Origin of the sequence: Pokkaliibacter plantistimulans, assembly GCF_003194385.1 — a bacterium.
In the GTDB taxonomy this organism is placed as follows: domain Bacteria; phylum Pseudomonadota; class Gammaproteobacteria; order Pseudomonadales; family Balneatricaceae; genus Pokkaliibacter; species Pokkaliibacter plantistimulans.
Map to the genome: position 1 here is coordinate 1 of NZ_LAPT01000043.1, position 21,875 is coordinate 21,875.

The 21,875-nt window shown below is 58.2% G+C and carries 20 protein-coding genes; 14 read left to right on the forward strand and 6 right to left on the reverse strand.

Translation table 11 applies throughout. From position 1 onward, the window contains the following. The coding region (locus WH50_RS26595) for a hypothetical protein (RefSeq protein ID WP_207780252.1) at positions 1-182 on the forward strand (182 nt) is incomplete at its 5' end. 183 nt (positions 183-365) lie between these two features. Here WH50_RS26595 and rluA read toward each other — a convergent pair. From rluA to WH50_RS10225, 3 genes are all read right to left on the reverse strand, one after another. Further along, positions 366-1,022, reverse strand: a complete 657-nt coding sequence (rluA, locus tag WH50_RS10215) for a bifunctional tRNA pseudouridine(32) synthase/23S rRNA pseudouridine(746) synthase RluA (RefSeq protein ID WP_110187206.1) — start codon at positions 1,020-1,022, stop codon at positions 366-368. Between the two features lie 166 nt (positions 1,023-1,188). Continuing rightward, complete coding sequence (locus WH50_RS10220) at positions 1,189-3,075, reverse strand: methyl-accepting chemotaxis protein (protein ID WP_110187227.1); 1,887 nt, start codon at positions 3,073-3,075, stop codon at positions 1,189-1,191. A gap of 333 nt (positions 3,076-3,408) precedes the next feature. Continuing rightward, the gene (locus WH50_RS10225; protein ID WP_110187207.1) at positions 3,409-3,975 is read right to left on the reverse strand and encodes a TetR/AcrR family transcriptional regulator; all 567 of its coding nucleotides are present in this window, start codon (positions 3,973-3,975) and stop codon (positions 3,409-3,411) included. 147 nt (positions 3,976-4,122) lie between these two features. Between WH50_RS10225 and trpB the strand changes: the two genes are divergently transcribed. Further along, positions 4,123-5,397: a tryptophan synthase subunit beta gene (gene trpB / locus WH50_RS10230; RefSeq protein ID WP_110187208.1), complete on the forward strand. Its 1,275-nt coding sequence runs from the start codon at positions 4,123-4,125 to the stop codon at positions 5,395-5,397. Beyond that, positions 5,397-6,191, forward strand: coding sequence for a tryptophan synthase subunit alpha (gene trpA / locus WH50_RS10235; RefSeq protein ID WP_110187209.1), 795 nt, complete (start codon positions 5,397-5,399; stop codon positions 6,189-6,191). Before trpB ends, trpA begins: the two co-directional genes overlap by 1 nt. A gap of 629 nt (positions 6,192-6,820) precedes the next feature. Here the strand turns inward: trpA and WH50_RS10240 are convergent. Then, positions 6,821-8,470 carry a methyl-accepting chemotaxis protein gene (locus tag WH50_RS10240; protein ID WP_110187210.1) on the reverse strand — a complete coding sequence of 550 codons (1,650 nt, stop codon included), beginning with the start codon at positions 8,468-8,470 and terminating at the stop codon, positions 6,821-6,823. A gap of 252 nt (positions 8,471-8,722) precedes the next feature. On the opposite strand from WH50_RS10240, the gene WH50_RS10245 reads away from it, so the two are divergent. Beyond that, positions 8,723-9,217, forward strand: coding sequence for an Lrp/AsnC family transcriptional regulator (locus WH50_RS10245; protein ID WP_243410065.1), 495 nt, complete (start codon positions 8,723-8,725; stop codon positions 9,215-9,217). A 104-nt stretch (positions 9,218-9,321) separates the two neighbouring features. Here WH50_RS10245 and WH50_RS10250 read toward each other — a convergent pair whose 3' ends face one another. Continuing rightward, positions 9,322-10,038, reverse strand: coding sequence for an aspartate/glutamate racemase family protein (locus WH50_RS10250; RefSeq protein WP_110187211.1), 717 nt, complete (start codon positions 10,036-10,038; stop codon positions 9,322-9,324). Between the two features lie 79 nt (positions 10,039-10,117). On the opposite strand from WH50_RS10250, the gene WH50_RS10255 reads away from it, so the two are divergent. From WH50_RS10255 to WH50_RS10300, 10 genes are all read left to right on the forward strand, one after another. Beyond that, positions 10,118-10,339 (forward strand): hypothetical protein, encoded by a 222-nt coding sequence (locus tag WH50_RS10255; RefSeq protein WP_110187212.1) that lies wholly within the window; start codon positions 10,118-10,120, stop codon positions 10,337-10,339. 236 nt (positions 10,340-10,575) lie between these two features. Further along, positions 10,576-10,881, forward strand: coding sequence for a DUF3100 domain-containing protein (locus tag WH50_RS10260; protein WP_165838380.1), 306 nt, complete (start codon positions 10,576-10,578; stop codon positions 10,879-10,881). A gap of 184 nt (positions 10,882-11,065) precedes the next feature. Further along, the gene (locus tag WH50_RS10265) at positions 11,066-11,695 is read left to right on the forward strand and encodes a helix-turn-helix domain-containing protein (protein WP_110187229.1); all 630 of its coding nucleotides are present in this window, start codon (positions 11,066-11,068) and stop codon (positions 11,693-11,695) included. Between the two features lie 55 nt (positions 11,696-11,750). Then, positions 11,751-12,320 (forward strand): GNAT family N-acetyltransferase, encoded by a 570-nt coding sequence (locus WH50_RS10270; RefSeq protein WP_110187214.1) that lies wholly within the window; start codon positions 11,751-11,753, stop codon positions 12,318-12,320. 368 nt (positions 12,321-12,688) lie between these two features. After that, positions 12,689-13,204 carry a putative pterin-binding protein gene (locus WH50_RS10275; RefSeq protein ID WP_110187215.1) on the forward strand — a complete coding sequence of 172 codons (516 nt, stop codon included), beginning with the start codon at positions 12,689-12,691 and terminating at the stop codon, positions 13,202-13,204. Positions 13,205-13,224: 20 nt separating this feature from the next. Continuing rightward, entirely contained in the window at positions 13,225-15,126 is a 1,902-nt protein-coding gene (locus WH50_RS10280; RefSeq protein ID WP_110187216.1) for a putative bifunctional diguanylate cyclase/phosphodiesterase, read from the forward strand. A 219-nt stretch (positions 15,127-15,345) separates the two neighbouring features. Beyond that, positions 15,346-15,942 carry a putative pterin-binding protein gene (locus tag WH50_RS10285; RefSeq protein WP_110187217.1) on the forward strand — a complete coding sequence of 199 codons (597 nt, stop codon included), beginning with the start codon at positions 15,346-15,348 and terminating at the stop codon, positions 15,940-15,942. Between the two features lie 3 nt (positions 15,943-15,945). After that, positions 15,946-17,853: a putative bifunctional diguanylate cyclase/phosphodiesterase gene (locus WH50_RS10290; protein WP_110187218.1), complete on the forward strand. Its 1,908-nt coding sequence runs from the start codon at positions 15,946-15,948 to the stop codon at positions 17,851-17,853. Positions 17,854-17,914: 61 nt separating this feature from the next. Next, entirely contained in the window at positions 17,915-18,571 is a 657-nt protein-coding gene (locus tag WH50_RS10295) for a methylamine utilization protein (RefSeq protein WP_243410066.1), read from the forward strand. Positions 18,572-18,727: 156 nt separating this feature from the next. Beyond that, complete coding sequence (locus tag WH50_RS10300) at positions 18,728-21,040, forward strand: bifunctional diguanylate cyclase/phosphodiesterase (protein ID WP_110187220.1); 2,313 nt, start codon at positions 18,728-18,730, stop codon at positions 21,038-21,040. A 37-nt stretch (positions 21,041-21,077) separates the two neighbouring features. Here the strand turns inward: WH50_RS10300 and WH50_RS10305 are convergent, their stop codons facing one another. Next, positions 21,078-21,866 carry a peptidoglycan-binding protein gene (locus WH50_RS10305; RefSeq protein WP_207780253.1) on the reverse strand — a complete coding sequence of 263 codons (789 nt, stop codon included), beginning with the start codon at positions 21,864-21,866 and terminating at the stop codon, positions 21,078-21,080. Between the last annotated feature and the right edge of the window lie 9 nt (positions 21,867-21,875).

Genomic DNA, 21,875 nt, shown 5'->3' on the forward strand with positions numbered 1-21,875 from the left:
AAGCGGGCAAGGCTATAAAATACAAAGCCGGAGTGAGGGCATCACTCCGGCTTTGTTTGCTTCTGGCAGCGCTGTGCGATCTGTCGTTAAGGCTTAGCAGGCTATTGAAAAACGTTATCGAGGCCACCGAGACAAGGAAATACACCGAGGGCACAAGAAACAGGCGAAAAAGCGGAGTTTAGTGAACTAAATGAGCATTTGACTCGCTTCGCTCGCCCCTCCGAGGCAGTGCTAAAGCACGTTCAGCCTTCGGCTGTGAGCCTGTTTTTGACGCGGTATTCGGCAACGCAGATAGATTTTCAACGACCTGTTAAGCAGCACCGCGGTGCTGCTTTTTTTTGTTCTGTCTGATCCTGAACGCGTTCTCATTCAAAGTCGGCAGGGCAGAGGACATCTATGGCCTCACCGCTGACGGGATGCTGGAAACCCAGATGGGCGGCATGAAGCAACAGTCGTGGTGCGGCAGCAAAAGCCTGCGGATGGGCGTAGAACTCATCACCGAGGATCGGGTTGCCCAGCGACTGCAGATGTACCCGCAGCTGATGGGAACGGCCGGTGATGGGGGTGAGCCTGAGCAGGCTGCTGTCAGCATCCTGTTGCAACAGCTCATAGCGGGTCTGCGAAGGCTTGCCGCAGGCAAAACAGACTTTCTGCCTTGGGCGCCGTGGCCAGTCGCAGATCAGCGGTAAATCTACCATGCCTTCTGACTGTCGCAGTGTTCCCCATACCCTGGCGAGATAATGCTTGCGGGTGCGACGCAGCTCGAACTGGCGCTTGAGGACGCGCTCCGCTTCCTTGTGCAGGGCAACCAGCATGATACCGCTGGTGGACATATCCAGCCGGTGCACGGCCTGCGCCTCGGCATGCTCCTGCCACACCCGGGTCATCACACTGTCCTGATGGCTGGGCAGGCGACCGGGCACCGACAGCAGGCCGCTGGGTTTGTTGATAACCAGCAGATGCTCATCGGCATAGAGCTTGTCCAGCCAGGGCGTTAGCGGTGGGTTGTAGGTCAGATACATAGAGGCATATGGTGTGGCGGTAAAGGGGCGCCCATGATGCAGCAATCGCTGCGGTGTGGAAAGTCAGCGGCAGTGCCCGCGGCAGAATGGCTACAGGAGCCAGAAAAAGCAGACCCCGCTGATGCGGGGTCTGGATGGAGCGTTAGCCGGATGGTGGCTGCCGATGTCAGGCGCTGACGCGGAAGCGCTGCGATGTACTGTTGAGGGAGTCCACCTGATCGGCCAGCATATGGGTCTGCTCGTCCAGCGTATGACGCAGGGTCTTGGTTTCGCTGGTATGGATGTTGATGTTTTCCATCTTGCTGGCGATATCTTCGGTGGTGGCTGAAATCTGCTCGACCGCTACCACCACCTGATCCATCTCTGCGGTCAGGGTGCCGATGGCGTGGGTAATACCACTGATGGCATCGGCCACCTGACTGGCATTGTGTTCGCCTTCGGCCGCCATGCTCAGACCGCTTTCCATCAGTCTGCCCATTTCCCGTGTCTGCTGGTTGAACTCACCGATGATGTTGCCGATGTTGGCCGTGGCCGAGACGGTTTTCTGTGCCAGAGAGCGGACTTCATCGGCCACCACCGAGAAACCGCGGCCTGCATCGCCAGCACGCGCCGCTTCGATGGCGGCGTTAAGTGCCAGCAGGTTGGTCTGGTCTGCCAGGCTGTTGATCACATCAATGATGCTGGTGACCTTGCCACTGGACTGGCTCAGCAGCTCCACCTGATTGTGGGTGTTCTGAATCAGCTGCGACAGCTGCTTCATTGAGTCAACGCTGTTGGCGATGACCTGTGAGCCGGCCAGTGCCGATTCATTGGCTTCCTGTGTGGCATTGCTGACATCGGATGTGCGGCGCGCCACTTCGTTGACCGTGGCGGAAATCTGCTGGGCGGCAGAGGCGGCCTGTTCGGTCTGCATTTCCACCTGCTGACTGTTATCACCCAGATGGCTCATGGCAGTGCTCAGATGCTGGTGCAGTTGCATCAGGTTCTTGTTGCCGTTGACCACCTGCTGAATCAGGCCGGACATGTCACGAATCATGCGATTGGCAGCTTCACCCAACTGGTTGAATTCATCGCGGCGGTTGCTGGTCAGGCTCAGGGAGCCGGTCAGATCGCCTTCGGCCACTTTCGACAGCAGCTGCATGACCTTGTTCAGCTGACGCACCAGCGTGCTGGAAACCTGATTCAGGGTGAACAGCAGGAACACGGCAACGGCAATGGACATCCCCAGCATCAGCCAGGTGGACGACTGCTTGGCTGATTCTGCCTGTTGGGTGGTCGTGGCGATGATGCCGGTACGCACCGACTCATTCTGTTGTTCTATGGTCTGCTTCAGGGCGTCACCAGAGCTTTTAAGCTGGCTTTCCAGATCACGCAGCTGATCAATGGTCTGATCTACCTGAGTGAATACTCCTTCATACTCCTTCACCGCCTTGCCGATCAGGGTGTCTTCCCACTGTAGTTCATGGACCTTTTTGTTCAGGTCTTCCACCGCTTTCTTGGTCTGCTCGGCAAAGGTCTGGTTGAGGGTAGATAGGTAGTCGCGCTGGTTATTGATAGCGGCTTCGATGTCGTCCTTGATCAGGCTGAGGGAAATCTTGTTCAGACCTTCGGAGGCTGCCGCCAGGGTTTTGCGCTGCCCGTCAAAGGGCGTCATCCCCAGTATTTGCTTGGTCTGCAGCCATTGGCCACGCAGGGCGGCATAGCTGTCGATTCCTTGCTTGATGGTGCTGGCGGCACTCTGTATGCCTTCGTCATGCAAGTCAGACGCCTTGTTAACCAGATTGTTGGCCGAGTTGACAAGACTCTGCAGCTGATCCTGATAGGCGCTGGCATTGTCGGGTGTCAGAGTATCGCTCTGGGTTTCGATCTGCAGCCACTCGTTGAGTAGTTGCAGCGAGGCACTTTCGTAGAGGGTAGCTTCCTGTCGGGACTGGAAGGAGGAGGAAACCTTATTAAGGCCCCAGAAAGCGGAGATCGCCATCAATGCCAGGCCTACCAGGGTAACGGAAATCAGAAGCCAGAATTTCTGCTTCCAGGATAAGGACAACAGCACCTGCGTCTCTCCTTTGTACATTGTTATATGAGGACGGTTTTATTTCGGGTGACGTCTTTACTAGTGTTTACTGCCTGATCAGCACACTGTCTGGGCAATCAGGACAGTGTGACTGAAAGGCGTTATTAACTAATAGAAGATCAGCAACCCAAAGTACAGCCAGTTTCTGAATCGATTTCAGTCGCTGCGTCCAGCATGTGGCATCGGCAAGCTTTTTAGTTATGAGGCTGTTTGGCCATCATAGCCAATTAAGTGGCGTTATAAATACTGTTTGTGTCGCCAGAATACTGTTTGTCATAGAGTTTTTCACATTTCAGCCATCTTCTGACTGTCTTAATGCAAATCCGGTAATGCTGCATCCTTAGACGTCAGATGGTGATACAGCTCGGTGACGGACAGTGGTGTCCGGCCAGACAGCGCCGGTTGCAATACCCCTGCTCGGCTGCAGGCATCCAGCACAAAGCGCTGGGTGTCGGTGAGTGTGACGGCATGTTGTTGCAGCAGGTTATCCAGTGCCTGTTGCAGTACCGCTTCAAACTGCACGAACAGTTCGCGTGCGGTGTCCTCCATCTTGTGCTGCTCGCCCAGCATGATGCGATAAATGGCCAGTCGCTCGGCGCTGTCCGCCCACCATTGCCACAGGGCCAGCCAGGTTTCCAGCCAGTTGTTCCCGCTCAGGGCATGTTCCTGCAGGGCGTCGCGGCTGTGTTCGCTGACCTGTTCCAGCACTGATGCCCACAGCACCTGCTTGGTGGGAAAGTTGCTGTACACCGTCGGTTTCGACACGGCGGCGGTCTGGACCACCAGATCAATACTGGTGCCCTGATAGCCCAGCTCGGCAAACAGGCTCTGAGCCGTATCGATGATGTGTTGTCGTTTGGAGGGACGTCCGCGGGCCATGGCTTACCTGAATGTGCTGAGTGACGGCTGGAGCACGGCGCTGTTGCCATCCTGAGCAAAAATTAGCCGAGGAGAGGCTTGACGGCCAGCCACGGGCTAATTATTTTAACTAAACGGTGTAGTTAAATAATTAGCGGGGATCAGGTCATGATGAGTGACAACGGCTACTACGGTCAATATGGCGGCAGCTATATCCCGGAAATCCTGTATACCAGCCAGCAGCAGGTGCAGCAGGCCTTTGACGAGGCCCGCAACGACCCGGCCTTTATTCAGGCGCTGGAGCAGCAGTGGCAGCAATACTCTGGCCGGCCGACCCCGCTGACCTTCTGCGCCAACCTCACTGAGCACTTTGGTGGCGCGCAGATTTACCTCAAGCGCGAAGACCTCAATCACAGTGGCGCTCACAAGATGAACAACGTCATCGGTCAGGGGCTGCTGGTCAAGCGCATGGGCAAAAAGCGGGTGATTGCCGAAACCGGCGCCGGTCAGCATGGCATTGCCACGGCACTGGTGGCGGCACGGCTGGGGCTGGAGTGCACTATCTACATGGGCGCCAAAGACGTGGCCCGGCAATATCCCAACGTGTTCTGGATGCGTCAGCTGGGCGCTACGGTGATTCCGGTAACCACCGGTTCGCAGACGCTGCGCGATGCGCTGGATGAAGCGCTGCGTGACTGGTCCGGCAGCTACGCTGACAGTCACTATCTGATCGGTACCTCCTGTGGCTGCGCGCCGTTCCCGGAGATGGTGTCGTTCTTCCAGTCGGTGATCGGCCGCGAAGTCAGGCAGCAGAGTCAGGCCCAGTTTGGTGCCCTGCCGGACCGGCTGTATGCCTGCGTCGGTGGTGGCTCCAATGCCTGCGGACTGTTCCTGCCCTTTATGGATGAAGCACAGGTGGAAAAGGTCGGTGTTGAAGCGGGTGGCAAAGGCATGGCGCTCGGTGAGCACTCCATTCGCCTGTCTCATGATCTGGGCCAGCCGGGGATCGCCCAAGGCTTTGCCAGCATCTTCCTGCAGGATAATCAGGGCCAGCTGCAGGAGACGCACTCCATCGCCGCCGGTCTGGACTATGTCGGGGTTTCACCGATCATTGCGCATCTGGCGGAGCAGGGGCAGCTGCGCATGACCTATGCCAGCGATCAGGACGTGGTGGACGCCTGCACCTTGCTGCTGAGGAAGGAAGGCATCATTCCGGCACTGGAATCGTCCCATGCGCTGGCTGCCGCTTTCCGCGAGGCAGGCACGCTGTCGCCGCAGCAGCGTATCGTTATCAACCTGTCCGGGCGCGGTGACAAGGACATCTTCAACGTTGCCCGGGCGGTGCAGGATGCCGAATTTCCGCAGTTCCTGCGCAGTTACCTGCGCGAATATCCGGACAATCTGCAACTGGCCAGTGATGCCGGGCAGGGGAGGGCAGTGTGATGCCGACACTCAGCGAATTTATCCGGGCACGGTCACAGGCACTGCAGACGTCCGAGCGTCTGCCTCTGCTGGCCATGACCCATGTGATTTACGGTTACCCGACGGTGGAAGCCAGTCTGGCATGGATGCGTCGTCTGCTGGAGCAGGGTATTGAGCTGCTGGAAGTGCAGTTTCCCTTCTCTGATCCGGTCGCCGATGGGCCTACCATCGTTGCGGCCTGCCATCGGGCCGTGGAGAACCAGCCACAGATGCAGCTGTGTTTACAGCAACTGGGCCAGCTGCAGCGCGATTTTCCTCAGTCACGCATCCTGCTGATGGGCTATCTCAATCCCTTCTACCGCTATGGTCTGACCCGGCTGGTACAGGATGCGGCAGCTCAGGGCATTGCTGGTCTGATCATTCCCGATCTGCCGATGGAGCGGGCGGGTCAGTTCCGGCGGGATTGCACTGACCATGGCGTGGAGCCCATCTGGCTGGTCACGCCGGCAACACCCGCTGAGCGACTGGCCAGTATCGCCCGTCAGGCCACGGGCATGCTCTATTGCGTCAGCCGCTCCGGAGTGACCGGGCAAAAGGACGGAGCACAGCAGGCACTGGCCGATTACCTCTCTACCATTCGCCAGCATACCGATGCGCCACTGGCGGTAGGTTTCGGCATTCGTCGCCGGGTGCAAGTGGAAGCACTGGTCGGGCAGGCGGATATCGCCATTGTTGGCTCGGCCTTGCTGGAGGCCTATAACGCCGGTGGGCAGGAAGCCGGGCTGGCGCTGCTGGCCAGTCTGGGAATTATCTGACAACCGCGCAGCTGACGTCAGCCATTTGGCCGACGTCAGTCGTCGCTATTGCTTAGATCGAGAAGTTTGCTTAGATCGAGAAGCCGCGTGAATGTCCTTGCCAATCACACGGTGCGGTTTGTCCCTCACAGTCCCTGCCTATACGCCGGTAGCAACGCCTGCCACGTATCCCGGTAGGGTGTGATGAACGCAGTGAATCGCACCGGCTGTCACCTCTTGCAGCGCTAATGTCCCCATCCGTGAGCACGGTGCGGTTCGTCCCTCACCGTCCCTACCGATGCACCGGTAGCCGCGCCTGCCACGTATCCCGGTAGGGTGTGATGAACGCAGTGAATCGCACCGGCTGTCACCTCTTGCTGCGCTAATGTCCCCATCCGTGAGCACGGTGCGGTTCGTCCCTCACCGTCCCTACCGATGCACCGGTAGCCGCGCCTGCCACGTATCCCGGTAGGGTCTGATGAACGCAGTGAATCGCACCGGCTGTTACGCTTTTACAGCATGGATGCTCCCACACGTGAACACGGTGCGGTTCGTCCCTCACAGTCCCTGCCTATACGCCGGTAGCAACGCCTGCCACGTATCCCGGTAGGGTGTGATGAACGTAGTGAATCGCACCGACGGTCACTTTCTTACAGCTTGAATGTCCCCACCAGCTTATCCAGCTCAGAAGACAGGCCCTGCAGGTTGGCACTGGCCTGATTGAGCTGCTCGGCAATCTCGGCCGTTTCCACCGTGAACTGGTTGATCTGTTCGACGTTGCGGCTGATCTCTTCGACGACGCTGGACTGTTCTTCGGTAGCGGTCGCGACCTGAATGTTCTGGTCACTGATCTGGCTGATATGGCCGTTGATCTGTTCCAGCGAGTTGTTGGCCCTGTTGGCATATTCCACCACCAGACCACTCTGATTCCGCCCCTTGGACATAGCATCCACGGCGCGCCGGGCTTCGGCTTGCAGGCGGTCGATAACCTGCTGGATCTCTTCGGTAGAGGCACCTGAACGGCTGGCCAGCGTGCGTACCTCATCAGCGACCACGGCAAAACCACGGCCCTGTTCACCGGCGCGGGCCGCTTCGATGGCGGCGTTGAGTGCCAGCAGGTTGGTCTGATCGGAAATGCTGCGGATGGTATCCAGCGTCGAGCTGATGGCATTGATCTGTCCGGCCAGCGCTTCCACCACCTGCGTAGCCTGTTCCAGCTCGCGGGTCAGCTCGCCAATCTGGCGGCTGGCCTGCCCTACCACTTCACGACCATCGGCTGAATGATGGGTGGCTTCACGGGCAACGGTGGCAGCCTGTTCGGCGTTGTGGGCAATTTCACTGACGGTAGAGCCCAGCTCGTGGATGGCAGTGGCCACCTGAACGGTGCGGTCGCGCTGGGAAGTACAGTTACGCTGGGTCAGATGGGCACGCTCGGCCACTTCGCCGGCCATCCCGGCCAGGGTGCGGGAGTCGGCGGCCAGCCGGTCCATGGCGTTGTGAATCTTTTCAATAAAGCGGTTGAAGCTGCGGGAAATGGCGGTCAGCTCATCGTTGCCATCCAGCTGGATGCGGGTATTGAGTGCCAGGGTATCGGCGGCATTGCCCACCACGTCCTGCAGCAGGCTGACCCGACGACGCAGGTTGCTGATGATCAGCAGGGCGGTGATCACGCTGATCAGCAGGGCCACGGCGATGATGGCGATCTGCTTGCTGCGGCCTGAGTCGTAGCTGTCGAGGCTCAGCTGATTCTGATGTTCGGCCTGTTGCAGCAGTGCATCCAGCAGCACGTTGGTGGCCTTGCGCATCTCGCCGTAGGTTTTGGCGTACTTGTCACGGTAGATCTGCTGGGCGGCGCTCATGTCATCACGCTCGAAGGCATCCAGCATCGGGTTCAGCTCGTCACGCACCACTTTCTCGAACAGCTCCAGCAGCTGCTGTGCCTGCGCCCTGAGTTTGGGGTCCACCTGAGCGGTCACGGCGGCCTGCATGGCCTGACGCATTTCTGGGATGTCTTCCTGACGGGCTTCCTTGACCCGGGTCTTGATGCCTTTCTCGTCCTTCAGGCCTTCCACCTGTTGCAGCAGCGTCATGTCGATACCGACGCGCATACGCGGAATGCGCGAGTTGACTTCGGCCATGGCCCGCAGCGGTGCAGCAGTGTTGATGTAGAGTGCATTGGCCTTGTCCTGCATGGAGGACATGCTGCCCAGGCTGCTCAGACCGACAAAGATCAGGGCAAGGCAGGGGATAGCGACGGCGATGAGCAGTCGTGCTTTCAGAGAGAGCTGGTTGAGAGCCATGTTGTAGTCCCGGCAGGAGGATGGTGCTTTATCGTTTCGGCCAAGTATAGAAGAGCTGAAATATTTGGACACTGGCCGAACGCTGTGTGTCTTTTACTGGCGAGTAGCCACAGGCCAGGTCCGCGCGTTGCCGCAGGGGATCAGAGCGTTATCGCAGAGCTGACCAGAGTACTGCGGCGATCTGTCGGCCTTCGGCATCGGGCACAACACCGTCGTCAAGCGAGGGGTTTTGCCACGCTGACATGCAGTAGAATGATGGCCACTCAGGCGACAGGAATGGCCATTGTGCTGGATAAACGTGACAAACGTATTCTCGAATACCTGCAGCAGGATGCCTCGATGCCGGTGGCAGAGCTGGCTGAAAAGGTTGACCTGTCCGTTTCAGCCTGCTGGCGGCGGATCAAGGCACTGGAAGAAAACGGGCTGATTCTGAAGCGGGTGGCGCTGGTTGACCGCAAGAAGGCCAACCTGCCGATGACGGTGTTTGTCGGGGTGAAGACATCGCGCCACTCGATGGAATGGTTTGAGGCATTTCAGGACACCATCGCCGCCATCCCGGAAATCGTCGAGGCTTACCGTCTGACCGGTAATATCGACTATCTGCTGCGGCTGGTTGTGCCTGATATCGATGCCTATGACCGGGTCTACAAACGGCTGATCTCTAAGCTGGACTTCACCGACGTGACCTCCTTTATCAGCATGGAAGAGCTGAAGTTCACCACCGCAGTGCCGGTCAGTTATATCTGAAGCGGCACTGAGCCTCTGCCCGGCGGCATCCGGTCGCCGGTTGCCAGATACGGACCGGAACGATGCTCCGGGCCAGCGGATGTGCCACCCATGGCACGTCGTGGTCAGGCAGTCAGTGCCAGTGCTGTACCGCAGGCAAAGTCCACCGCCGCCTGCGCATGCAGTTTGGTGGAGTCGAACTGCGGCAGGTGGGTGTGCTGCGGTTCAATCAGCAAGCCTATTTCGGTACAGCCAAGGATGACGGCGTCGGCACCCTGCTGGCGGCCACGTTCGATGATGTCGAGATAGGCCTGACGGGAGGACTCGCGGACGATGCCGCCACAGAGTTCATCGAAGATCACCTCATGCACGACTTCGCGGTCGGCTGCGTCCGGTACCATCGGGTTGAGGCCATAGCGCTCGCGCATGCGGCCCAGATAGAAGTCCTGCTCCATGGTGTAACGGGTGGCCAGCAGAAGCGGACGGCGTATACCCGCCTTGAGCAGTGCCTCCGCCGTGACATCGACGATATGAATCAGCGGCACGTCGACGGCAGCGGCCACCTGTCCGGCCACCAGATGCATGGTGTTGGTGCAGATCAGGATGCAGTCTGCCCCGGCACCTGCCAGCCCGCGGCCGATACCGGCCAGATAGTCGGCGGCCTTGTCCCAGCGGCCGGATTTCTGAAACTCGATCACGGTTTCAAAGTTCACCGAGTGCATCAGCACATCGGCAGAGCGCAGCAGGCCGTAGCGTTGCCGAATCAGCTCATTAATTTCCTTGTAATAGACCGCCGTACTTTCCCAACTCATACCGCCAATCAGGCCAATGGTTTTCTGCATTTTTGTGCCTCAATTCTGCTGGTGAAATCTGCAAACAGAATAAGGGGAGGTCGGTGGTAATACTCTGCGTTATGCCGGTGTGATTGATGATGATGTGCAAGCTGATTCGGTGAAAACGGGCTTATCTGGAAAAATTTTCTGTGGCTGGCTGATTGCCAATGATCTGTTTGCTCAGTTTGGCGGTACACCGCTCTATGGTCGCAATTCACGCTGTTTTTTCTGCTACTTTGGTACTGGATGCGAAAAGGCGAAACGATTCAGCGGCAGAAAATCAGAAATACCCAGTATGGTGCCTGACTAATAAGCGGGACAGTAATTGCGCTTTCAGGGTGCACAAGCAGTTGGGATGAGGCTGGGCTATTCATTTAACTATCTGTTTTTGAAGTGTTTCATGGTTTTTTATTCGTTGCTTTTTTTGAACAAAGACATGAATTAATACTGACAGAGGCATCTATGCTTCTGTTTTTGATGCGGTATTCGGCAACACGGATAGATTTTCAACTGCCTGCTGATGGGGTGAGCAGTGAGGAGAATCTGATGAACAATATCAGGTCACACTTTCCTGAATGGCGATTACATCTGACCGTTGTTGTATTGTCCGTGATTGCCGAATTAATTGGCGTACTGAGAATCCCATTGGGAATTGGCAGTGTGCTGTTATTACCCCTTTTCTATTCCTTTATTCTGGCGCTATTTCTGAATCCCAATGTGGTGAATAAAGCCGCTGGCTGGCTGACAGAAAAACCGGGTGGCCAAAGCACGCCCATCATCCTGATTTCCGTCCTGCCGTTTCTGGCCCAGCCGGTGGCATCGAAGGTGTTGCAGGAGGCGGAAGCCCAGTGATTACCCGCCTTGGCCGATAGCTGCCACCCGGCGCCCAGCGTCTGCTGCAGCATCTGGTCAGGAGTATGGGCGCGTTCAGTGGCGGCCAGTAGAGGGGCCGCAGCTATTTGAGTGATACATCGGGCTTCTCTATTTCTTATTTTTGATATATTTTCTCAAAAATAAGATTTAACGAGTGCTGAGCATGAGTGATTCCCCCTTTTCTGATTCCTTTGAGAGCCCGTCTGCGTCGCAGTCAGTAGCCGATGACGCCAGCCTGTCGGCGGTCGAGATTCGTCTTGCCCAGCGTCTGGCCAGCCTGCGCAGTGAGCGAGGCTGGTCGCTGGATGTGCTGGCCGAGCAGACCGGTATCAGCCGCGCCACCCTGGCACGGCTGGAACGCGGCCAGAGTAGCCCAACCACCGTGCAGCTCGGGCGGCTGTGTACGGCTTATGGCTTGCCAATGTCTCATCTGATTGCTGAGGCGGAGGTCGAGCCACCGCAGTTGCTGCGCCATGACCAGCAGCAGGTCTGGGTTGATGCGGCGCTGGGGTTCGAGCGACGGATGATTTCACCGCCCTCCAGTGGCATGAAGGCCGAGCTGATTGAAGGCTATCTGCAGCCCGGCGCGGATATCCGTTATGACGCACCGCCCGTGGCAGGGCTGGAGCAGCATATCTGGGTCCGGGAAGGGGTGCTGGAATACAGTCTGGATGATCAGCTATTCCGCCTGCAGGCCGGTGACTGCCTGCGTTTCCGGCTCTATGGCCGCTCCCGTTTTGTCTGCCCGGCAGCGCAGCCGGTGCGCTATCACATCGTTATCTGTCGTCCCTGACTTTATCTGCGTGGGCTGTCATCGTGGCAGCCAGTCACGCTATCTGAGGTGAAAAATGAAGGAACTAGCCGCTGCGGCAGAGGCCGTTGTGATTGAAGAGCTGACCGCTGAACAGGGGCTGGCACGACTGGACGAACTGGCCGACATTCTCCATGCCTGTGTACTGGACGGTGCCAGTGTCGGCTTTGTGCTGCCGTTCAGCATCGAGCAGGCCAAACGGTTCTGGCTCGGGCAAAGCCAGAGCTGGCGCAGTGGCGGGCGTCTGCTGCTGGTGGCGCGACAGGGCCAGCGGCTGGTGGCGGTGGTGCAGCTGGGCATCGATACGCCGCCGAACGGCTCACACCGTGCTGAAGTCACCAAGCTGCTGGTGCATCCTGCGGCACGCCGTCTGGGTATTGCCCGTCGGCTAATGGAAGAGGTGGAATGGCTGGCCCGCCGTCAGCAGCGCAGCCTGCTGATTCTCGATACCTGCAGTGGCAGTACGGCGGAAGGGCTGTATCGCTCGCTGGGGTATGAGCTGGCCGGTCAGGTGCCGGGCTATGCCCAGTCGATCCACGGTGTGCCGGAAGCTACCAGCGTGATGTACCGTATGCTGCCTTCTGCACCCCTCTCTGCGCCAGTTTGATCCTTTCCTGATCTGGCCGGGCAGTACCCCTGCGCGGCTTCGCTATACTGGAATCCTGCCGGAGATTGCTCCGGACTGGCGGTGAACAAGCCGATGCGGGTTACGTTTCCGCCTCTCTTTTGTATGACCATGTCACGATGTGCCTCACGAAGGGGCAGCAACGGCTTCAAGGCGGACTTTACCTCCTGGCCGCAGTCAGTTCCGACAGGCTTCGGCACTCACATCGCTCAGGTTGTGCATTTTTTGCAGTCATCTTGCCTGTCACATTATCGCGTCACGATAGTGTGAAAAGCTGACGTCTATTTTGACTGTAATGTCATTATAGTCACGCTGTACAAGTTTGGGCCGTCCACTCGGGGGAGAAGATCATGCGGCGTCTGGGTTTGGCTGTTGGCATCACACTGCTGGCGGCATTGATGGTGTTCAGTTATATGGCCAGGGCCAGTGACTTTCCGGCACCGATGGATGATGTGATTCTCACCGTCAGCGGTGACATCAAGGCCAACAGCGGCAAGGATATCGACTTCGACCGCGCCATGCTGGCCGCGCTGCCACAGTCGGAAATCAATACCGGTACTCCCTGGACCGAAGGGGTGCACAACTACAAGGGCGTGTTGCTGAAAGATCTGCTCAAGGCAGTTGACAGTCAGGGCAAGGAAATCATTGCCCGCGCGCTCAATGACTACCAGACCACCCTGACCATCCAGCATGTGGACGAGGATGGTGCGCTGGTAGCCATGGAAGAAGACGGTCAGGCACTGACCGTGCGCAACAAGGGGCCGTTGTGGGTCATCTTCCCGCTGACCGACCACCCCGAGCTGAATGTACCCAGCATTCACAGTGCGATGATCTGGCAGTTGCGCGCGATTGTCGTCAATCCTTAAGGAAGTCGGATGTTGTAGTGATGATGAAGAAGTGGCTGAACTCTCTGGTGCTGTACGGTGTCGCTCTGGTGTTCCTGGGTTTGTCAGCTATTTCTCTGAATGAATATTTCCGCAACTCGCAACTGATTTCCTCCCATATCCAGCTGAGTGCCTGGTCGCTGGCGCAGCTGGAGCTGGAACAGCAAAAGTTCTTCAATAATCTGCGCCTGTTTCAGGCAGGCGCCATCAGTCATAAAGAGCTGATGCTCTCCTATGACATGCTGTGGAACCGGCTGACTATATTCCTTGAGGGCGACGAGAACCGCGATATCCGCAGCCGTTTTCATGCTGACAAAACCGTCGGTGAGTTCTTTGATCTGCTTAGAAAGCTGGAACCGGCCATGCTGCACCTGCAGCAGAATTCCAGCCCCATCAGTCAGCTGGTACAGGACGTCGCAGCCTATCAGTCACGGATTCGAGAGCTGATGGTGCTCAACTTTACTGGCCCTGAGGCCTCCAAGCAGCTTGACGGTATTCGCCAGTCGCAGCGCATTCTGGCGTTCAATATTTCCGGGCTGGTCCTCAGTGGCTGCCTGCTGGTGTTTTACCTGCTGCGTCAGTCTCGGCGTTACAACCAGCTGGCGCTCAGTGATCCCCTGACCGGGCTTGCCAATCGCAGTGCCTTTCAGCAGCAGTTAAAACTGACCTTCAGCCGCCGCCAGCGCGGTCTTTCGGCGTTATGTCTGATCGATCTGAATCACTTCCGTGAGGTGAACCTGACGCTGGGGCAGGCGCAGGGTGACGACATGCTCAAGCGTGTGGCCCAGCGTATCCGGGCGCATCTGCGTCAGCAGGATATGGTGGCACGTCTGGACAGCGATGACTTTGCCATCATCCTCAAGGATCTCGACAGCCGCGAGGAAGGTCTGGGGCTGATGCGTTATCTGCAGCGGGTGCTGGTGTTCGAGTATCTGGCGCAGGACAAGGTCTTTCAGGTGGATGTCGGCATCGGTGTGGCCTTTATGCACGACGTGGTGTCAGACGATGACATCATGCTCGAAGCCAGTCTGGCCCTCAGCGAAGCCAAGCGCAGCAAGGAGCATGCGGTTGCCCTGTTCGAGCCGTGGATGAGTGAGCAGGAGCATCGTCGTCGCGAGCTGCTGCAATCGTTGCGTCGTCTGCTTGAGGGCGGCGTGGTCGATGGCGCACTGCGTCTGGTGTATCAGCCGGTCTACCGTCTCAGTGATCAGACCATGTTGGGGGCAGAGGCGCTGATCCGCTGGGCCCATCCGCATTATGGCAATATCCCGCCGCCTGAGCTGATCGAAGTGGCGGAAAACAATGGCCTTGGACGGGCGCTCGGCGAGTGGCTGTTCAGCCGTCTGCAGTTTGATCGCGACGTTAATCGGGTCACCTGGCCTGACGGGATGACAGTGGCGCTTAACCTGTCACCCAGCTTGTTTCATGCCGGTCTGCCCGATTGGGTGGCGGGCCAGTTGCAGCGCACGGGTTTCCGCGCGGAACAGCTGGTGCTGGAGATTACCGAGAACATCACCATGGTCGACTTCCAGCGTTCCAAGCAGATTCTCGAAGACCTCAGACAGATGGGCATCAAGGTGGCACTGGATGATTTCGGTACTGGTTACTCTTCACTGTCCTATCTGCGTGAGCTGAAGGTCGACAAGCTGAAGATTGACCGCAGTTTTATCCATAACCTGCATGAGGATCAGAACCAGCGCATGTTCGTTATGAGCATCGTGCAGCTGGCCCATCATCTGCAGGTGCAGGTGGTCGCAGAAGGCATCGAGTGTCGCCCCGAAGAGCTGCTGGCGACGGAGCTGGGGTGTGATGAAGGGCAGGGTTATCTCTACGCCCGACCACTGGAAGCCAGCCATCTGCCCGGTATGTGGCTGGTAGGTAACCCTCAGCAGGCTCTGCACTGATAGTCCGTTGCCGATCAGCTACACGTCAGGCAAAGCGCCACTCTTCACGCTTCCTTCAGCCCCGCATTTTCTCCCAACCCTGAGTGCATCGGCTGACGGCGGCATTCGGCGTCAAAGTGGTAAAAGGTGACGCCTTGCCACTGACCACAGCCGCTATACCTAATGTGAGCCAGTCCGGGCAGATCGTACTGAATCGGCAGACTGGGCAGGAGAAGTCTGATGACACGCCAGACATCCCACACTATGCCAGTCAGGCAGTGCACCACTATGCGCCGCCGGTGGCGCTATGAGTTGTGGCGCTGTGGACTGTGGCTGTGTGTGCTGGCGCTGACCTGTCAGGCCAGGCTGGCTCTTGCCGACGACGCTCTACCTGCTCCACAGGGTAAGGTGGTACTTACTTTAAGTGGTGCCATCGAACTGCATGGTCAGGGTGATCAGCAGGGCAACGAGGCCCGGTTTGATCTGGCCATGCTGCAGGCCATGAAGCAATACGACATTGTCACCGTCACCCCCTGGACCGACGGCCTGCATCGTTATCGCGGTGTCCGCCTGAGTGAGCTGCTGGCGCGGGTGGGCGCCAAAGGCGACTGGGCTATCGCCTATGGTCTGGATGACTTCCATGCCCGGGTCGATCTGTCATTGGCCCGGCAGCACGGAGCCATCATCGCCCTGTTTGCCGATGGCCACGCGCTGACCGTGCGCAGCAAGGGGCCGCTGTGGCTGATCTTTCCGCTGTCTGACCAGCCACAGCTGGATACGCCTGCCGTGGCCAACCAGATGGTCTGGCAGCTCCATCGTCTGCGGCTGGAGCCCTGAGCCATGGCCCGGCTGCGTCCCTGGCTGCTATACCTCATGGTGTTGGTGTTTGTGCTGCTGTCGGGGTTCTCCATCGCCGGTTACTTCACTAACGTGCATCTGGTGTCGGTGCAGCAGCAATCCAGTGTCTGGTCGCTGTCTCAGCTGCAGCTGCAATTGCAGCGTTTCTGCCTGTCGTTGCAACTGTACGAGGCGGGCAGGCGCGACAAGGAACAACTGCAGCTCAGTTATGACTTGCTATGGAGCCGGGTCGATATCTTTCTGCAGGGCAGTGACAGCGAAGCATTGCGTCGTCAGCCGGGTGTGACCGAACAGATCACCCAGCTGGCGGCGCTGTTGCGCGCCAACGCCGATACCATCAGTGCCCTGCCTGCGGGGGAAAGTACCCGCAGCATGGTGCTGGGCGGTGTGTTCACGCCCTTTCAGGAGGTGATCAACACCATCATGGTGGATACCCTCACCCGTTCAGAATCACTGCAGTCCTTGCGAACCGTAGAGCGGGCGCAGCGGCAGCTGGCTTTCAGCCTGATCGGTCTGGTGATCAGCGGCTTGCTGCTGGCGCTTTACCTGCTGCGTCAGTACCGCCGCTATATCCTGCTGGCCCTGCACGATCCACTGACCTCGCTGGCCAATCGCAGTGCCTTCCAGATGCAGTTGCAACAGGCTGCACATCAGCCGGGCGATGCCCTGCTGTGTCTGATCGATCTCAATCAGTTCAAGGAGGTCAACCTGGCCCTCGGTCAGGCTCAGGGAGATGCCATGCTGCAGCGCACCGGGCGCCGTCTGCGCACCAACCTGCCTGCCACGGCGGTGATTGCGCGGCTGGAAAGCGATGATTTTGCCGTGCTGCTGACTGACATGGCCGATCAGAGCGTTGTGCTCTGCCAGCTGCAGCAGTTGCAGCAGGTCTTGTTGTTTGAATATTTCCTGCCGGACCGGGTGTTTCAGGTGCGCGCCAGTATGGGACTGGCATTGAGCAAGGGCGGCTTTGATGCCGACACCCTGCTGGCGCAGGCCAGCATGGCGCTGGATCAGGCCAAGCGCAGCCACAGCCGCACACCGGTGCTGTTTGCCGATGCCATGGCGGTGGCTGCCAGCCGACGGCGTGCCTTGCTGGAATCCATCAGCATGGGCTTGATGGATGTTTCCATCAGCAACCCCTTGCGGCTGGTGTATCAGCCGCTGTATGCGCTGAACTGTCGGGAAATGACCGGCATGGAAGTACTGGTGCGTTGGCAGCATCCTGAGTTCGGTGCTATTTCACCGCTGGAAATTACTGAGCTGGCGGAGAATAACGGCCTGGGCCAGACCTATGCCAACTGGCTGCTGGAGCGCATTCGCCATGATCTGCAGCTGGATGAACTGCCCTGGCCATCGCATCTGCGCATTGCCATCAACCTGTCCCCCTCGATTTTCACCACCCAGTTACCGCAGTGGCTCGACAGCCGGTTGACGCAAATCGGCCTGCCCGCCGCGCAGCTGCTGGTGGAAATCACCGAAACCATCGCCATGGTGGAGTTCAAGCGCAGCCAGTTTATCGTCAACGAGCTGCATAAACTGGGCATCACCGTGGCGCTGGACGACTTCGGCACCGGCTATTCATCGCTGTCTTACCTGCGTGAATTGCAGGTCGACAAGCTGAAGATCGACAAGAGTTTTATCCGTCAGCTGCATGCCGACAAGAAGCAGCGCATGTTCGTGCGGCATATTGTGCGGCTGTCGCACTATCTGGATGTCAGCGTGGTAGCCGAAGGGATCGAAACCGAGGCAGAGGAAAGGATGGCCCACAAACTCGGCTGCGATGAAGGTCAGGGCTACTACTATGCCCGGCCACTAGAGGCCGAGGCCATGCGCTTGCGGCTGGGGCAGGAGCGCCTGCCCAGACCTGAACCCCATGCCCATGGCTCATGACAGCCTGCGGTCAGGCTTCTACACTTAGCACTTGATTGGGCGGTCACTAATGAGGTGCAGGTTGAAAGAGGTCGGATTCAGGATCATGGTGCTGGGCGCAGCGCTGCTGGCGGGCTTGCTGGGGAGCATGGCGACGTCAGTGCAGGCAGCGACGGTGGCGACGGTGGCGTGGCAACTGCGGGTGAAAGACGGTGAAGGCCGGCCGCTGGCGGATACGGTGGTCGAGCTGAGTCAGCCCGGTGTGGCAGCCGGCACTCCGCGTAAGACGTCGGTCGCACAGCGCAATAAAACCTTCGTCCCTTATGTCACCGTGGTGCCCACGGGCAGCACCGTGGTGTTCCCCAATGAAGACTCGGTACGTCATCATGTGTACTCCTTCTCGCCTGCCAAAACCTTTGAAATTCCCCTCTATCACGGTGACTCCGTTCCGGTTGTCTTTGACAAACAAGGCGTTGTGGTATTGGGTTGTAACATTCATGACAGTATGCTGGCCTACATTGTGGTCAGCGATGCACCCTGGCAGGCGGTGAGCGATGCCAGCGGCGTGGTGAAATTTGACCTGCCACCCGGCACGTATCAGCTGAAGCTCTGGCATCCGCGTCAGCAGCAGCCACTGCCGGAGCAGGCCATCGAAGTGGGCAGTGATGCCGCCGTGCAAACCATCAGCCTGCCGGTGTCGGCGCCCAAACCGGTGACCACGATGGATTACAGTTACTGAGACAGTGAACACGTTCTGAGCGCGCGCTCTGAGCAGCAGCACCGCCTTGGCCAGCAGGGATGAAAGGTCATGCTGACCATGAGGGTCAGCCCCAGCATGACAGTGGTAGCTCACCACTGCGCTATCCAATCCTGTTTGACGCCCTGAGGAGTGCGGATGTTTGCCAGTTTTCGTAGTCGCCTGATCATTATGATCCTGCTGATTCTGACCCTGACCCAGGTGCTGACGGCGGTGTATACCCTCAGTGCCATGAGTCACCGTATTCAGGACGAAGGTCAGCAGCGCCTGCGGGTAGGCAACCGGGTCTTCGACAACGCTATCCGTTCTAACGGTGAGCAGCTGCTGAAGGCCATGCGCATTCTGACCGCTGACTTTGCCTTCAAGCAGACGGTGATGATGGGTGAGCGCGAGACCACCGAGTCGGTGCTGCGTAACCATGCCGGGCGGATTGGTGCCGATCTGGTGTTCCTGATGGATCTGAACGGCAAGGTCACCGCAGCCAGTGATGACCAGCTGCAGGTCGGTAAACCCTTTCCCATCAATGATGTGATTGAACATGCCCGTGACAAGGGCCAGACCATCGATGTGCTGGTGGTCAACGGCAAGGTATATGAAGTGGTGGTGGTGCCGCTGCAGGCACCGCAGCGTATTGCCTGGGTGGGGATGGGCTTCCCGCTGAACAATCTGCTGGCTGATCAGATCAGTGGGATCGCCAACGTCGATATCAGCTTTATCGGCTATGACGAGGGTAAGCAGCTGCTGATGGCATCGACCTTACCCTATGACGTCGCCCAGCGGGTGGAACAGGAAATCGATACCCAGCGGCCTCCGATCAATCAGATTTTCCCCGCGGCCAATGGCCGTTATGCCTCGATCATGCTGCCACTGGCGACGGCCGGGAATGAACCGGTGTTTGCCCTGCTGCATCTGGACGGCCAGCCGCTGCAGGCCGAATACGACCAGCTGCGTGACAAACTGCTGCTGGTGTTTGTGCTGACGGTGCTGGTGGGCATCGGGGTGGCCTGGCCGGTATCACGCTCGGTATCGCGGCCGGTGCAGGAGCTGGCCCAGTACGCCGAAGCCATCGGCCGTGGCGACACCGCGCTGGCACCTGCGGAAGGCAAGGGCGAAATGGCCATGCTCAACCGCACCCTGCAACAGATGCAGGAAAATATCCGCAGCCGTGAGCAGCAACTGACCTTCCAGAGCAGCCATGATGATCTCACCGGCCTGCTGAACCGCACGGCCATGGTGCGTGAGCTGGGCGGCCTGCTGCAGCAGACCGTGATCAGCAGCGGCACCCTGCTGCAGCTGTGCATCCGCGATTTCAAACAGATCAACAACGTGCTTGGCTATCACAACGGTGACCGGGTGCTGCAATGCTTTGCCGAGCGCCTCAACTCACTGCCATTGCACACGGTGGCCCGTATCGGTGGTGATGAGTTTCTGCTGATTTCGGAAGGTGAGCTGAATGAGGAACAGATCTGCCAGCTGCTGGAACCGCTAAGCCAGTCACTGGATATCGACGGCACACGCATCAGCCTGCGTACGGCTGCCGGGGCGGTGTACTTCCCCGCGCAGGGCACCAACGTCAACGTGCTGGGGCGGCGCAGCGATATTGCTCTCAATCTGGCCAAGCACGATAACCTGCCGCTGTTTATCTACCATCAGGGGCTGGATGAATCCCACCGCCGTGAGCTGCAGCTGATTCAGGATCTGCGTCCGGCACTGGAAAACGGCGACATCTTCCTGGTCTATCAGCCCAAGGTCAGTCTGGCGGCAGGTAACTGCCAGCACGCCGAAGCGCTGATCCGCTGGCAGCACGCTGAGCTTGGCTTTGTGCCGCCGGATGAGTTTATCCGTCTGGCCGAGCACTCCGGTAATATCAGCATGGTTTCGCGCTGGGTAGTGCGCACCGCACTGGCGCAGGCCGGAGTGTGGTGGCAGCGGGGCATCCGGATGCGGGTCGCGGTCAACCTGTCGATTCATGATCTCAGTGAACCCACTTTTATGCGTGAGCTGGCGGATACTCTGCGTGAACATCCCGAAGCGGCGCAGTATCTGTCCTTTGAAGTTACCGAAAGCATGGTGATGAGCGATGCCGAACAGGTCATCAAAGCCCTGCAGCAGCTGCGGGATATGGGCTTCTCCCTCGCTATAGATGACTTCGGCACCGGCCATTCCAGTCTGGCTTACCTGAAGCGCCTGCCGGTGGATGAACTGAAGATCGATAAGGCCTTCGTGCAGAACGTCAACAACGATGCCAAGGATGCCATGATCGTCTCGGCCGCCATTCAGCTCGGCCATGCCATGAACATGAAAATCACCGCCGAAGGGGTGGAAACCGCCGAAGGTGTCACTGCCCTCAAACAACTGGGCTGTGATGTGGTGCAGGGGTATTACTTCAGCCGGCCGATTCGTGCTGCCGACTTTGAACAGTGGCTGGAGAAACCGATTCAGGTGGCCTGAGGGCCGATGACAGCAGACTATCGGCACCACATTTCAGTTAGCAGTAACGCAGAAACTCTCCCAGTTGTTGTCCCAGTGCTGAGGTGGTCATTGGAAGACGGATGAATTTTCTGACTGCACCAAAAGAGCGGTGTTTCCTGGCGACATATTGGCCTTCTCTGCTGCCAGCGGCGTTGGTATTTCCCTCAATGGTTGTCAACGAAGTGCCGTCGTTAGATTCGACAATCCCTATGTGGGAGAAGGTGAAGACGACAATGTCGCCTTTTACGGGCTGATCGACCGTACTGCTTGGTGAAAAAATAAGGCAGCCCTGATTTTTCGCCCATACATTGAGGAAGTTACTTACTGATGCTTCGCGAGGGGGATTGAGCGTACCGAAGTACCCTGACTGCTGACAGAGCTTCTGCACACAAAGGGAAACGAACGCTGCACACCAGGGGTAACCGTCCGTTTTACCGCCTACCACCAGATCATCCGCCTCGAAGATTTCCTGCAGCCTGGCACTGTTGCCTGCCCGATTGTTCCCGGTTTCTTTGACACCGAGATAGTCTTTGGCAATGTCCGCCAGCCGATACTGTGGAAGGGGGACGGTGCTCTGGCTGACTGTCGACTGGGTCAGTGCTTTCCATGTTGCCGGGCCCACGACACCATCTGCTTTAAGCTCAGCTTGTTGCTGGAACTCCAATACGGCCTCTTTCGTCTTCTGACCAAAGTCGCCGTCGGCTGAAAGTGCAGGCGAGGGGGTTAGCAGTGCATTGAGCAGCTGCTGCAATTCCTTTACTTGAGCGCCTTTCATTCCGGGGCGCAGGGTCATTCTGTTAATCATCTGATACGT